Origin of the sequence: Chromobacterium rhizoryzae, assembly GCF_020544465.1 — a bacterium.
Lineage (GTDB): Bacteria > Pseudomonadota > Gammaproteobacteria > Burkholderiales > Chromobacteriaceae > Chromobacterium.
On record NZ_CP066126.1, the window covers coordinates 5,260,423 to 5,273,742 of the forward strand.

Genomic DNA, 13,320 nt, shown 5'->3' on the forward strand with positions numbered 1-13,320 from the left:
GTCGCCAGCCGTTCCCGTGGGAACGGCTTTTTCATGGAACGAAACCGGTCTGCCGGATTCCAATCCCCCACACGATAGCAAGAGCCGTAATTTTCCATGCAAGCATTGTCTTACCTGTCTCCCGCCCTGGCCCGCGTTCATCCCGACTGGGAGAAAGTGCTGTCAACGCCGGTCATTCAACAGCAATTGGCCGGCATAGACCGGGAACTGCAAACTCAGCAAGCGCAGGGCAAAATCCTCTTTCCCCCTGCGCCGCTGACTTTCAACGCGCTGACCTTCACCGCGCCGGCCGATGTGCGCGTGGTGATCCTGGGGCAAGATCCCTACCACGGCGACGGCGAGGCGATGGGCTTGTCGTTTTCCGTGCCGCCCGGCGTGCGGGTGCCGCCCAGCCTGCGCAATCTGTACAAGGAGCTGGCCGCGGATCTGGGCTGCGGCGTGCCCAATAGCGGCGACCTGACCCACTGGGCGCAACAAGGCGTGCTGCTGCTCAACAGCGTGTTCACCGTGGAGCGGGACAAGGCCGGCAGCCACGCCAAGCTGGGCTGGCAAATGGTCAGCGACGCGCTGATCGACGCCGTCAACGCGCAAAGCGCCGGCTGCGTGTTTCTGCTGTGGGGCAATTGGGCCAAGACCAAGGCCGAACGCATCGACGCCAGCCGCCACCTGGTGCTGGACGCCGCCCATCCCTCGCCGCTGTCCGCCAGCCGCGGCTTCCACGGCTGCCGCCATTTTTCACAAGTCAACGCCTGGCTGCTGTCGCGCGGCCGCGGCGCCGTCCAGTGGGGCGCGCCGGCGCCGCAGAACAGCCTGTTCTGAGCAGGATGGCGGGCAGGCCTCCCCTGCCCGCCCTTCTTGTCTCGCTCTTGCTCGCCAGACTTTGAACTGGCTCTTAGACTCTTTTCCAGCGCGCCGTCATGGCCTAAGCTAGGGCTCCCTCTCCTCAGCCCCAGTCCTCGCCGTGGAAATTCTCGTTCTGCTGTTCCTGATTCTGCTCAATGGCCTGTTCGCCATGGCGGAAATCGCCATCGTCTCTTCCCGCAAAGTCCGCCTGCTGCAACGCGCGGACGACGGCCAACGCGGCGCGCAAGCCGCGCTGAAACTGGCCAACGACCCCAGCCGCTTCCTGTCCACGGTGCAGATAGGCATCACCTCGATCAGCATTCTGTCCGGCGTTTACGGCGAGGCCGCGCTGTCAGAACAACTACGCCGGGCGATGCAGGACTATCCCTTGCTGGAGCCCTACAGCAAGCCGCTGTCGGTGGCGCTGATGGTGTTCATCATCACCTTGCTGTCGCTGATCTTCGGCGAGCTGGTGCCCAAGCGGCTGGCGTTGCTCAACCCTGAGGCGGTGGCCACCGCGCTGGCGCGGCCTATGCTGCTGCTGTCGCGGCTCAGCGCGCCGCTGGTCCAGGCCCTGAGCCGCTGCACCGACGGCCTGTTGCGGCTCTTGGGCGCCAAGAAGAGCAGCGATCCGTCCATCACCGAGGAGGAAATCCGGGTGCTGATGGAACAAGGCGCGGACGAGGGGGTGTTCGACCGCGCCGAACAGGAGCTGGTGACCAATATCTTCCGGCTGGACAACCGCAAGGTGGCCGCGGCGATGACGCCGCGCAAGGACATCGTGGCGCTGGATCTGGACGACGCGCCCGAACTGAACCACCGCCTGCTGCAAAACCACCATTTCAACCATTTCCCGGTCTGCCGCGGCAGCATCGAGCAGATCGTCGGCGTGCTGCACGCCAAACGCGTGCTGGACCGCATGCTGGCCGGGCAACAAGCCGACGTCGCCGCCGAACTGTCCCAGCCGCTCTACGTGCCCGCCAAGATCACCTTGATGCAGCTGCTGGAGCAGTTCAAGCAGACCCGCCATCACATGGCGCTGGTGGTGGACGAGTACGGCGAGCTGGAAGGCCTGGTGACGATGAACGACGTGCTGGAAGCCATCGTCGGCGACATGCCCGCCATCAGCGCCGAAAACGACGATATCGCCCAGCGCGAGGACGGCAGCTGGCTGATAGACGGCATGCTGTCGCTGGACCGCTTCAAGGAGTTTTTCGACATAGACGAGGCGCTGCCGGGCGAAGCCGGCGGCAATATCCACACCCTGGGCGGCATGGTGATGTTCCAGCTGGGCCGGGTGCCCAGCGTCACCGACCGTTTCGACTGGAACGGCTTCGGCTTCGAAGTGGTGGACATGGACAAGACCCGGGTAGACAAGATTCTGCTCACCCGACTGCCGACGCCGCCGGCGGCGCTGCCGGCCGACGACGGCATTTAGAACCTGTTTACGATCTCGCGAGCCGGAGCGAGACAAGACGAATAGCGCTGAGAAAGCGGAATGCACAGGCGGTAGGCGAGCATTCTTAAGCGGTTTTCAACGCTTCCTGCTTAAAGTCCCGCCGCAGCGCCGCAGACCGTCAACGGGTTCTTAAGCGCTCAGCCCAGCATGCGTCCGCACACCGTGCTGCGACGGCTGCCGCCGGCGCGGCGTTCCCAATCGTCGAAGCTGGCCAGTTCGACGAAACCCGCCTTGCGCATCATGCCGCCGGACGCGGCGTTTTCCTCGTGGCGGTCCGCCGTCACCCAGCGCGCGCCGCGCGCGGCCAGATCCTCGCAAGCCTGCCGCAACAACAAGCTGCCCAGGCCCTGTCCGGCCTGATCGCGCCGCACCACCGCCTCCATGATGTAGCCGGCGGCGTCCGCCGCCACCTCGGCCGGCCGGTGTTGGGGAAAAGCATCGTGCAGCCGATACAGGATGGCGGCCCCCAGCAGGCCGTCTCGCTCGAACAAGGCCGCCCAGGCTTCGCCGGCAGCCACCTGGCGCAAACTCCGCTCCACCCCGTCCGCCGGCAGCCAGTTCCACGGATTGGGTCCGTGTTCCGTGATCAGCGTCCGCAACGCGTCCACATCCCCCGCCCCGGCCAAACGATATTGCCAACTCATGCGCATCCTTTCGCAAAACGCAGCGTAGCCTGGCCCGCGTCCACTTCCAGTTCGGCCCAGGCGCCGTTCATCAATGTCCATTGCGGCGGCACATGGCCGATATCGGCGTCCACCGCCACCGGATACGGCAGTCCGTCCAAAGCCGTTTCCACAGCCTGGCTGTAGCTCAAGGCGTTCGCGTCCGCGGCGTCCGGTCCGCTGCTGCGGCCCAACACCAGCCCGCTCAAGCCGTCCAGCGCGCCGGACAGGCGCAGGCCCAGCAGCGCGCGCAGCAACTCGCAAGGCCTCAGCTCGCAGTTTTCCAGGTAAAGCAGCGCGGGTTCCCGTTTGAACGCGCGCAAATCGAAATAAGGGCTGCCCTGCAGCCGGCTCAGCGTATCCAGGCAGCCGCCTATCAGCCGGCCGGCCATGCGGGCCCTTTGCGCGCCCAACACGCGCAGCGTGGACGAATAAGACTCTCCCGGAGCGTCCCAGCGCCAAAACGCCTTGTAATGGCCTTGCTGAGGCGGCAAACCGTGGCGCAAGGCGTGCAGCAGCGCCGAATTCTCTTCCATCCGCTGCGGATTGCCCAGATCGAAGAGGTTCGGCCCGTGCAAGGTCGCCCACCCCGCCAACAGGGTCAGCGGCGTCAGCACGGTGGAAATATCGGAAAACCCGGCCAGCCATTTGGGCGGCAAACGCGCCAAGGCGGCGAAATCGATGCCGGCCAGCAATTCCATCGCCCTTTCGCCGCCCCAGGGCGGCAAGATGGCGCGAATCTCCGGATCGAAAAGAAAATGGTTGAGCTCCGCCAGACGTTGGGCGGCCGGCGCGCTGGCGTCCTGGGATTCGCCGCGCAGGCAAGCCCCCTCCACCACTTGCCAGCCCTGATCGCGCAGACATTGCAGCGCGCGATCCAGTTGTCCGTGCAAGACCGGAGGCACGCCGGAGGAAAAAGCGGTGACGGCGATGCGGTCGCCTGGCTTCAAGGGCGCGGGAAAAGCCGTCATCGGCGATTGCTCCTGTGGATAAACATCAAGGCAGTCGATCATTGCCCGTCAGTCAGATCCAAGACGAAGCCGTGGCTGGTTTTTTGTTGTACATAACCAAGATGACGATAGAAAGCGTGAGCAGCGTCCCGATGCACGCCGGAACGAAGTCGCATTCGTGGATAGCCCAGCCGTCGTGCCCAGTCTTCGCAAGCACGTAACAACTGCTTGCCCAGACCTCGTCCTTGGTGGGATGGCGATACGACCAGCCCACCAATTTCCATTGCCGGGGAGGCTTCCAACAGGTGAACACCATGCCCATGGATCCAACCAACCACGGCGCCTTCCCATAACGCCACCCAAACCTGGTTGTCCGGCAGTGTCGTCAACCTGGCGAAACGCTCGCTGATGTCCGCTTCCGTCGCTTCATAGCCCAGATCCAGGCATAGCCGCGCCGCGGCGGCGGCGTCCGCCGCCCGCATTGTCCTGATCTCCACCATCTGTCTTCGCCTAGTTGCTCAAGGAAATGACATTGTCAGCATAAGGAGGGATAGCCGGCAAGCCGGTTATTTGTTCTTCAGCCGTCGCAGTTCGATCAATTTGGCGTATTTGATGTAGCTGTTGAAGCAACCGATGCTGATGTGGACCAAACCGGGGACGCCGTCGAGAAAACCGCGGCGAAAAAAATAGAACTTCACGAAGCGCAGCAGCGGGCTGAGGATAAGTTTGGCAATACCCACACGTTTTCCCCTTTGCAACAGTTGTTCCGCCTGCAAGCTGGTATAGCGGTTCTGCTTGCTCAGATACAGCGCGATGTCTTCGCCGGATTCGTGCATCAGCTCGTGACGCAGCTTATGCACAGGGCCGTCGGCGATCACATACTCGTGAACCAGATCGTCGGACCAACGCGCGTGAGCGCGATGGAACAAGCGCAAAGACCAGTCCGGATAGCCTTCTCCGTGTTTCAGAAAACGACCCATGAAACGGTTGCAACGCGGGAACTGGAAGGCCGTGGCCTGTGGATTGTCCAGCAGTTCTTTGATTTCATTGACTAAATTTTCCGACAAACACTCGTCGGCATCCAGGCACAGCACCCAGTCGTGGCTGGCCGCCCTTACCGCCAATTGTTTCTGAGGACCGAATCCCAGCCAGTCTTGGTGGATAACTTTTGCCTTATAGGCGGAAGCTATCGCCAATGTCCTGTCGGTGCTGCCTGAATCCACAAGCACGATTTCATCGGCGAAGCCCACGCTGTCCAGACATTTTTCCAGCGAGGTTTCCGCATTCTTGGTGATTAGCACCACGCTAATTCGCGCACGCATCTTGTTATATGTTTTCCCATATGTAATTTGAAGAAACTGGTAGAAGGCGTCCCATTTCTGTGGATAACCATGTTTTTCCCATTATTTTCATCATGTTAGGCAAGATGGAATCTTGTTGTTCACCCTGCGTTTTGCAGACGGAAGACTTGTGGATAAATCTGAGAGAACCGTGAAGTCCCTGTTTGTCCACAGCTCCGATCCTCTTTGTTCCCACCTGCTTGTGCATGGCGTGAATTTGCCTGCCTAGCTGCTACAGCCACCGATAACTCTTTAACGCAATTTTATATTGATGAAACTGATATAGTCGGCCATTGCTGTGGATAAGCGACAAAAACTTCAAAGGGTTCAGCTACTTGTCCTGTTGATGGGCTTTGGATAGTTTAGGTGCGCTGCGGCATTGCAAATTGTGGATAAATTCGCGCTCAGTTGTCCACAGCGCTTTATCCACAATTGAACTGCAGGGATTTTACTTGGTTAACCACAGCCATGCTCGGGTACAATGCGCGCCATGATGAATGTGCTGATTGTGCGCACCTCGTCGATGGGCGACCTTATCCACACCTGGCCCGCCATTTCCGAGTTGAAAGCGCATTACCCGAATTTCCGCATCAGTTGGCTGGCCGAAGAGGCTTTCGCCGACATTGCCCGTTTGCATCCGGCGGTGGACAGGGTGATCGCCTTGAATGGGCGGCGCTGGCGCAAACGCTGGTGGCTGCCCTCCACCTGGCGCGAGATCCGGGCTTTGCGTAAAGAACTGCGCGACACGCCCTGGGAATTGGTGGTGGACAGCCAGGGCCTGTTGAAAAGCGCCTTGCCGGCCCGCTGGGCCAAGGCGCCGCTGACCGGTTACGACTGGGGCAGCGCGCGCGAGTCTCTGGCCAGCTGTTTTTACGATAAGCGCCACAAGGTGGACTGGAGCTTGTCGGCGATAGAACGCAACCGGCTCTTGTTCGCGCGGGTGTTCGGTTATCAGCCGCAGGGCGAGCCCCGTTTCGGGGTGCCGGCCGGCGAACGGCCCGCCTGGGTGCTGTCCGGCCGCTACGCGGTATTGCTGCACGCCACCAGCAAGGCGTCCAAGGAGTGGCCGGAAGGCCATTGGGTGGAACTGGGCAAACGCCTGTCCATGCAGCATGATCTGGTGATGGTGCTGCCCTGGGGCAATGAACGCGAACGCGAGCGCGCCGAAAGGCTGGCCGCGCGGATGCCGGCCGCGGTGGTGGCGCCCAAGATGGGCCTGATCGAGGCCGCTGGCCTGCTGGGCCACGCCAACGCGGTGGTGGGCGTGGACACTGGGCTGACTCATCTGGCCAATGCCTTGAACGTGCCCTTGGCGGCGATTTACACCGATACCGATCCGGCCGCCACCGGCGTAGTGGAAACGCCGTGGGCCACCAATTTGGGCGGCATAGGGCTGTGCCCGTCGGTGGACGAGGCGCTGCAAGCCTTGTTCGCGCGCAAGGACTGGACATGAACTGGCAACGCAGACTGTATTCCTGGGCCTGGCTGCTGGCCACGCCGCTGGTGCGGCACTATCTGAAGAAGCGGGCGCGCAAGGCGCCGGCTTATCTGGAACACTGGGACGAGCGTTTCGGCAGTCAATTGCAGCCGCGCGCAGAGGGCGCGATCTGGATCCACGCGGTGTCGGTGGGCGAAACCCGCGCCGCTCAGCCCTTGGTGGCGGCGCTGCGCGAAGCCTGGCCGGACGCGCCGCTGCTGATGACGCAGATGACGCCCACCGGGCGGGCCACCGCCTTGCAGCTGTATCCCGACGCCGAAGTGCGTTATCTGCCTTACGATTATCCGCAAGCCGCGCAAGCTTTTCTTGCCGCCTACCGGCCGCGCCTGGGCGTGTTGATGGAAACCGAGCTGTGGCCCAATCTGATTCACGCCGCGGCCGAGCAGCAGGTGCCCTTGTTCCTGGCCAATGCGCGCTTGTCTGAAAAATCGCTGAACGGCTATCTGAAAATCAGCGGTCTGATTTCGCCCGCGGTGGCGGCTTTGAGGGCCGTTGCTGCGCAAACGCCGGAAGATGGCGAACGTTTGCGTCAATTGGGCGCGAAAGCCGTCGAAATCTGCGGCAACACCAAGTACGATATTCAGCCGCCGCCGGCGCAGCTGGCGCTGGCGGAAGCATTCAAGTCCAGGATAGGCCGACGCCGGGTCCTGGTCTGCGCCAGCACCCGCGACGGCGAAGAGGCTTTGATTCTGGACGCCTGGCGGGCTGCGGCCCAAGTGCTGGGCGACGCGCTGCTGGTGTTGGTGCCGCGTCATCCGGAACGGTTCGGCGAAGCGGCCGCGCTGGCCGAGAGCCGCGGCATGAAAGTGCAGCGCCGCAGCGACGGCGCGCCGGTGGACGCCGCCACCCAGGTTTGGCTGGGCGACAGCATGGGCGAGGCCTTCGCCTATTTCGCCTGCGGCGACCTGGCCTTCGTCGGGGGCAGCCTGCTGCCCTTGGGCTGTCATAATCTGATCGAACCGGCCAGCGTGGGCGTGCCGGTGCTGTTCGGTCCGTCCATCTTCAATTTCAAGCAGGCGGCGGCGCTGGCGCTGGCCGCCGGCGCGGCGCGCCAGGTGGCCAATGCGGCGGACTTGATCGGCGCCGTCGTGGAACTGCTGGGCGATGAGCGCCGCCGTCAGGCGATGCGCGAGTCGGCGCTGGCCTTCAGCGGCGCCCATCGCGGCGCCAGCCAGCGCATGAGCGCCCTGTTTCGCCGCAAGCTGAGGGCCGAACGGGACGAATGACGGACCCGCGGCCGCGTTTGCGAAAAAATTAATCATTCGCCGGCTGATCTGCGCCGCGCCTTCTTCTACTCTTCAAACAAGAGCCGCGTCGCCGACGCGGTTCTCCCGAGGCCGCCGGCCCGGGAAGGACGTGCAAAATCCAGTCATGCCCCAGGCCGGTCCACGCCGTCGGAGAACTTCCGAGCGGACAGATCGAATATGACGGGCGCAAAGTGCCGCCGCATCGACTCCGCTGTCTAAGAAGACAAGGAGCTACCATGTTAGCCAACTACAGCGTGTTGCCCACGATGAGCCTGCCGTCCACCACCGACCTGGTGCGCCTGGATCAGCGCCCGCACCCGCCTATCACCTTGAACAGCCCGGCTCTGGACGTGATGACCGATTTGCGGCTGATCAATCCGGTGGGCATTGATCAGAACGCCAGCTTGCGCGAAGCGCACGACCGAATGATCAGCCACGGCATCCGGCTGCTGTTCGTCCACGATGGCGACGGACAGTTCGCCGGCCTGATCACCGCCACCGATCTGCTGGGCGAGCGGCCCATCCAGTGCATGAAGGAACACGGCAAGCACTATGCGGACATCGGCGTGGGCGATGTGATGACGCCGCGCAAGCAGCTGGAAGCCTTGAACCTGGGCGATATCGAGCACGCCAGCGTGGGCCATATGGTGGCGACGATGAAGCAGATGGGACGCCAGCACGCGCTGGTGGCGGAGTTCAACCCCGGCAGCGGCCATCATGAATTGTGCGGCCTGTTCTCCACCTCCCACATGGCCAGGTTGCTGGGCATGCCGCTTTCCTTCATCCGCGTGCCGCAGGCCCTGTCGGAAATTCAATATTCCTTGCTGCACGCGATATGAGGGGCGCGGCGCGCAAGTGGGCAAGAATCGGGTCGCCGCGGCGGCCCGATCTGCTTATGCTGGGGCTGTGATCGAATGGAGAGCAGACCATGCACGGCGAAATTCTCGAGGAAGACCGCGACTACGGCCGCATTCGCGACGCCATCCGCTATCTGGTGGCCAACGCCGAGCGCCAGCCGGAGCTGGCCGAGCTGGCCGGCGCGTTGCACCTGTCGGAATCGCGCTTGCAGCGCTTGTTCACCCGCTGGGCCGGCGTCAGCCCCAAGCGCTTTTTGCAGCATCTGACCTGCGAGGCCGCCAAGGCCAGGCTGGGCGGACAGGCCTTGTTGCCGCTATCGCATGAATTGGGCTTGTCCGGCGGCGGGCGCTTGCACGATCTGTTCGTGACGCTGGAGGCGATGACCCCGGGCGAATACCGCAACGGCGGCGCCGGATTGGCGATCGAATGGAGCGTGGAAGCCAGCCGTTTCGGCCCGGTGCTGGTGGCGCGGACCGCGCGTGGGGTGTGCGCGGCGCAATTCGTCGCGGACGAGAAAGAGGCCGTGGCCTGGCTGAGCCGGCGCTGGCCCAAGGCTGCGTTGAGCCATGTTCCCGGCGGCGGCGCCGAGGTGGCCGCGGCCATGTTCGAGCCGCTGCGCGCCGAAGGCCAGGCGCCGTTGGCGCTGCGGGTGCAGGGCAGCAATTTCCAGATCCAGGTCTGGCGCGCGCTGCTGTCCATTCCCTACGGCGGCTTCGCCAGTTACGGCCAGATCGCCGCCGCGGTGGGGCGGCCGCGCGCCGCGCGGGCGGTAGGCAGCGCGGTGGGCGCCAATCCGGTGGCCTGGCTGATTCCCTGCCACCGGGTGATACGCGCCGAGGGCGCTTTGGGCGAATACCGCTGGGGCGCGGAACGCAAGGTGGAGTTGATAGGCTGGGAAGGCGCGGTGATGGCGGGCTTGCAGCCGGCCTAGACCGCGAACTGGCCCAGCGCGCGGAAGAACAGCCGGGACAGCAATTCCAGCCCGTCGTCGTCGCGCTGGCGGTAGAGCGCCAGCGGCACCGCCGGCAGCGGCGGCAGGCTGTGTTCCGGCAAGGGCCGCAGCTGCGCGGAGACGGCGTCGGGAAACAGGGCGCCCACGCCCAGGCCCGCTTCCAAGGCCGCTTGCACCGCCAGCTGACTGGTGCTTTCGAAGACGATGCGATAAGGCTGGTCAAGCTGGTGCAAGGCGCGCAGCATCGCGTCGCGCCAGCTGCAGGGCGCGGAGAACATCACCAAGGGCAGGACCTTCGCTTCCGGTTTCACGCCGTCGCGCGCCAACCATTGCAATGGGTATTCCAGCACCCAGCTCGGCGTCCGCTCCAGCCCGCACTGACGCGGGTTGGCGATCAGCAGATCCAGTTCTCCCTGGCGAAAAGCCGGGCTGAGTTCCCGTTCCAGGGCCACCCGCACTTCGAGCTGCCACTGCGGCTGGGTGGCGGCGAAGTCGGCCAGCACCTGCGGCAGATGACGGCTGATCACATCCTCGATCAGGCCCACCCGGCAACGCCGGGCGGCGGCGGGCGCGGCCGTCGGCTGCATCTGTTCGGTCAGGCTGACGATGCGTTCGGCGTAGGGCAGCAATTGCAGCCCCGCCGCGGTGAGGCTGACGCCGCGCGGAGAGCGTCGCAACAGGGTCTGGCCGCAGTGCTGTTCCAGTTTGCGCAGTTGCAGGCTCAAGGCGGGCTGCGTGCGCCCCAAGTCCGCCGCCGCGCGGTTGATGCTGCCGTGGCGCGCCACCGTGATCAGCGCGCGCAGCAAACCGGTGTCCAAATCTCCAGTCATGATTTTTTCTTATAACAATGCCCTGATTTTTCAGTCTACCTATAAGCGGCGGGAAAGTTTAGCCTAGGGACGGATATTTCTCATGAGGCGTTCAAACATGTTCATCGCGGCTTTATTGCTGGCGGTCGCCGGCTCCGTCGTCTATCACCTGTCGATCAAGCAGGTGCCGGAGGCGGCGAATCCTTTCTTTTCATTGGCGGTCAGTTACGGCGTGGCCATGCTGGTGTGCGTGCTGGGGATGTGGTGGCTGCCCGGCGGCGGCCAGCGCGGGCTGGCCGCGCTGAACTGGAGCAGCCTGGGCGTGGCGGCGGGCATTGTCGGCATCGAACTGGGCTTTTTGCTGGCCTATCGCGCCGGCTGGCATGTCGGCTACGCGGCGCTCAGTTCCAATGTGCTGACCGCGCTGGTGTTGCTGCCGCTGGGCTATCTGCTGTTTCGCGAACAGCCGTCGCTGGGCAAGCTGGGCGGCATGGCCTTGAGCATGGGCGGGCTGTGGATGATGCTGCGCTTCCGCTGAGCGCCGCCCGGTAGACGGGCGACGCTCGGACCACGCCCTCAAGCGGCGTTCAGCGGCAGATGGACGGCCAGCTTGAAGCCGTCCGCCTGATCGCAGAACTCCAGCCGGCCGCGGTGTTGCTTGACCACGCGGCTGACGATGGCGAGGCCGAGGCCGCTGCCGCCGTCGGTGCCGCGGTGTTCGGCCAGCCGTTCGAACGGCGCCAGCGCGGTTTCGCGCAGCTCGGCCGGAATGCCCTTGCCGTGGTCCAGCACGCTGAGCACAGCGAAGCCGTTGTCTTGTTCGACGCAGACCTCCACCGGCGGCGCGCCGTAGCGGCGCGCGTTTTCCAGCAGATTGGACAATAAGCGCTCCAGCGCCAGCCCGTCGCCTTGCAGCTCCGGCTCCGCCAGCCGCTTCAGGCGCACGTCCATGCCCTCGCGGGCGAAGCGCGACACCACGCTGGCGGCGAGGTCGGCCAGCGCCACCGGCTCCAGCCGGGTGGTTTCCTCGGCGCGGGCGAAGTCGATGAACTGGCGGACGATCTGCGACAGCTCGTCGATGTCGGCCAGCATATCGTGCTGATCCGGGCTGTCCTGCTGCAGTTCCAGCGAGAGCTTGAGCCGGGTCAGCGGCGTGCGCAGATCGTGGGACAGGCCGGCCAGCATCAGCCGGCGCTCGCGCGCGGCGCTGTCCAGCGCTTGCGCCATCAGGTTGAAATTATGCGCCAGCACCTTCACCTCGCGCGGGCCGTCCTCCGGCACCGCGGCCGGCATGGTGCCGGCGGCCAGTTCCCGGCTGGCCAGCACCACGCGGCTGATCGGCCGCGTCACCCGCCAGGCGACGACGAAGGCCAGCAGGCTGGCGACGATGGAGGCCAGCAGCGCCGCCTGCATGATGGTGTTGATCGGGCGGTCGCTGTAGCGGCCGAAGGGCAGCACCAGCCAGTAGGCCTGGTCCAGCACGTGCACATTGACCCAGAGCTCGCTGCGATCGTCGATCTGGGCGTGGCGCACTTCTATCGGCTCGTTGAGGCCGTGCGACAGCCGCTGCGCCAGGGTCTCGCCCAGGCGCGGCACGTAGTCGGTGAAATTGACGCCTTGATCGGCGTTGATCGGCAGCAGGCGCGGCAGGCCGGGCCGGTTGTAGCCGGCCAGGAATTCGGCGCGCTCGGTGTTGGTCATCGCCTCCATCGTGCCTTCCAGGAAGGCCAGGGTGTCCACCGTCTGCGAATACAGCTGCTTGTCCAGCAGTTTGTGGCGTTCGCCGGCGGCCATCCACAGGGTGACGAACTGGGTGGTCAGCACCACCAGCACCACCAGCACCGCCAGCCGGAAAAACAGCGAGCCGGTCAGCTTGCGCACCGCTTACTCCCGCGGCGTGCCGTCCGGCACGAACACATAGCCGTAGCCCCATACCGTCTGGATGAAGCGCAGCTGGCTGTCCCCGCTTTCCAGCGCCTTGCGCAACCGGGAGATATGCACGTCTATGCTGCGGTCCAGCGATTCGCCGTTGCCCTTGCCCAGCGCCATTTCCATCAATTGCTCGCGGGTCAGCGGCCGGCGCGGATGGCTGACCAGCACCGACAGCACCGCGAATTCCGCGCTGGTCAGCGTCACCGGCTGGCCGGCCTTGCGCAGTTCCCGCTGGCCCAGATTGAGCACGAATTCGCCGAAGCTCACTTCCTCGTCGGCGTCGTGGCGCGCGCCCAGCGCCGGCGTGGCGTGATGACGGCGCAGCACCGACTGGATGCGGGCGGTGAGCTCGCGCGGATTGAACGGTTTGGGCAGGTAGTCGTCGGCGCCCATTTCCAGGCCGAGGATGCGGTCGATGTCCTCGCCGCGCGCGGTGAGCATGATCACCGGAATGGTTTCGCCCTGGGCGCGCAGCCGGCGCACCACGGCCAGTCCGTCCTCGCCCGGCATCATCACGTCCAGCACCATCAGGTCCGGACGATTGCGCGCCAGCTTGCGGTCCAGGTCCTTGGAGTCCGGCAGGGCCTCCACCGCGTAGCCTTGCTGGCTCAGATAGCGGGTGAGCAGCTCGCGCAGCTTGGCGTCGTCGTCGACGACCAGTATCTTATTGTGTTCCATGCGATTTTTCCTCGGAGCGGTGTGTCAGCTTAGCGGCTGGCCCCGGGCTGCGGCAGCGCGCCTGATGAAGATATGTTAAGCCGGTTCCCGCG

Annotated in this window: 14 protein-coding genes; 7 read left to right on the forward strand and 7 right to left on the reverse strand. The window is 64.4% G+C overall.

From position 1 onward, the window contains the following. The first annotated feature begins 96 nt into the window (after positions 1-96). Both JC616_RS24145 and JC616_RS24150 read left to right on the forward strand, forming a co-directional pair. Positions 97-819 carry a uracil-DNA glycosylase gene (locus JC616_RS24145; RefSeq protein WP_227105924.1) on the forward strand — a complete coding sequence of 241 codons (723 nt, stop codon included), beginning with the start codon at positions 97-99 and terminating at the stop codon, positions 817-819. A gap of 142 nt (positions 820-961) precedes the next feature. Then, positions 962-2,281 carry a hemolysin family protein gene (locus JC616_RS24150; protein ID WP_107801355.1) on the forward strand — a complete coding sequence of 440 codons (1,320 nt, stop codon included), beginning with the start codon at positions 962-964 and terminating at the stop codon, positions 2,279-2,281. A 158-nt stretch (positions 2,282-2,439) separates the two neighbouring features. Here JC616_RS24150 and JC616_RS24155 read toward each other — a convergent pair whose 3' ends face one another. The 4 genes from JC616_RS24155 to JC616_RS24170 all read right to left on the reverse strand — a co-directional run bounded on the left by JC616_RS24155 (position 2,440) and on the right by JC616_RS24170 (position 5,236). Continuing rightward, positions 2,440-2,946: a GNAT family N-acetyltransferase gene (locus JC616_RS24155; protein WP_227105926.1), complete on the reverse strand. Its 507-nt coding sequence runs from the start codon at positions 2,944-2,946 to the stop codon at positions 2,440-2,442. Then, positions 2,943-3,935: a S66 family peptidase gene (locus JC616_RS24160; protein ID WP_227105928.1), complete on the reverse strand. Its 993-nt coding sequence runs from the start codon at positions 3,933-3,935 to the stop codon at positions 2,943-2,945. The genes JC616_RS24155 and JC616_RS24160 overlap by 4 nt, the downstream gene beginning before the upstream one ends. Positions 3,936-3,973: 38 nt before the next feature. After that, positions 3,974-4,414 carry a GNAT family N-acetyltransferase gene (locus tag JC616_RS24165; protein ID WP_107801357.1) on the reverse strand — a complete coding sequence of 147 codons (441 nt, stop codon included), beginning with the start codon at positions 4,412-4,414 and terminating at the stop codon, positions 3,974-3,976. A 66-nt stretch (positions 4,415-4,480) separates the two neighbouring features. Beyond that, complete coding sequence (locus JC616_RS24170) at positions 4,481-5,236, reverse strand: glycosyltransferase family 2 protein (protein WP_227105929.1); 756 nt, start codon at positions 5,234-5,236, stop codon at positions 4,481-4,483. Positions 5,237-5,744: 508 nt separating this feature from the next. On the opposite strand from JC616_RS24170, the gene waaC reads away from it, so the two are divergent. The 4 genes from waaC (at position 5,745) to JC616_RS24590 (ending at position 9,788) form a co-directional block, all read left to right on the forward strand. Next, entirely contained in the window at positions 5,745-6,707 is a 963-nt protein-coding gene (gene waaC, locus JC616_RS24175) for a lipopolysaccharide heptosyltransferase I (RefSeq protein ID WP_319792912.1), read from the forward strand. After that, entirely contained in the window at positions 6,704-7,978 is a 1,275-nt protein-coding gene (gene waaA / locus JC616_RS24180; protein WP_227105931.1) for a lipid IV(A) 3-deoxy-D-manno-octulosonic acid transferase, read from the forward strand. Before waaC ends, waaA begins: the two co-directional genes overlap by 4 nt. A gap of 257 nt (positions 7,979-8,235) precedes the next feature. After that, positions 8,236-8,838, forward strand: a complete 603-nt coding sequence (locus JC616_RS24185; protein ID WP_227105933.1) for a CBS domain-containing protein — start codon at positions 8,236-8,238, stop codon at positions 8,836-8,838. Between the two features lie 89 nt (positions 8,839-8,927). Then, positions 8,928-9,788 (forward strand): methylated-DNA--[protein]-cysteine S-methyltransferase, encoded by an 861-nt coding sequence (locus tag JC616_RS24590; protein ID WP_305883556.1) that lies wholly within the window; start codon positions 8,928-8,930, stop codon positions 9,786-9,788. On the opposite strand, the gene JC616_RS24200 is transcribed toward JC616_RS24590, so the two are convergent. After that, entirely contained in the window at positions 9,785-10,639 is an 855-nt protein-coding gene (locus tag JC616_RS24200; RefSeq protein ID WP_227105934.1) for a LysR family transcriptional regulator, read from the reverse strand. The genes JC616_RS24590 and JC616_RS24200 overlap by 4 nt on opposite strands. An 82-nt stretch (positions 10,640-10,721) precedes the next feature. On the opposite strand from JC616_RS24200, the gene JC616_RS24205 reads away from it, so the two are divergent. Beyond that, positions 10,722-11,156 (forward strand): EamA family transporter, encoded by a 435-nt coding sequence (locus JC616_RS24205; protein WP_227105935.1) that lies wholly within the window; start codon positions 10,722-10,724, stop codon positions 11,154-11,156. Between the two features lie 38 nt (positions 11,157-11,194). On the opposite strand, the gene JC616_RS24210 is transcribed toward JC616_RS24205, so the two are convergent. Both JC616_RS24210 and ompR read right to left on the reverse strand, forming a co-directional pair. Further along, positions 11,195-12,499: an ATP-binding protein gene (locus JC616_RS24210; protein ID WP_107801364.1), complete on the reverse strand. Its 1,305-nt coding sequence runs from the start codon at positions 12,497-12,499 to the stop codon at positions 11,195-11,197. A 3-nt stretch (positions 12,500-12,502) separates the two neighbouring features. Then, the gene (gene ompR / locus JC616_RS24215) at positions 12,503-13,228 is read right to left on the reverse strand and encodes an osmolarity response regulator transcription factor OmpR (RefSeq protein WP_043636475.1); all 726 of its coding nucleotides are present in this window, start codon (positions 13,226-13,228) and stop codon (positions 12,503-12,505) included. Positions 13,229-13,320 lie beyond the last annotated feature (92 nt).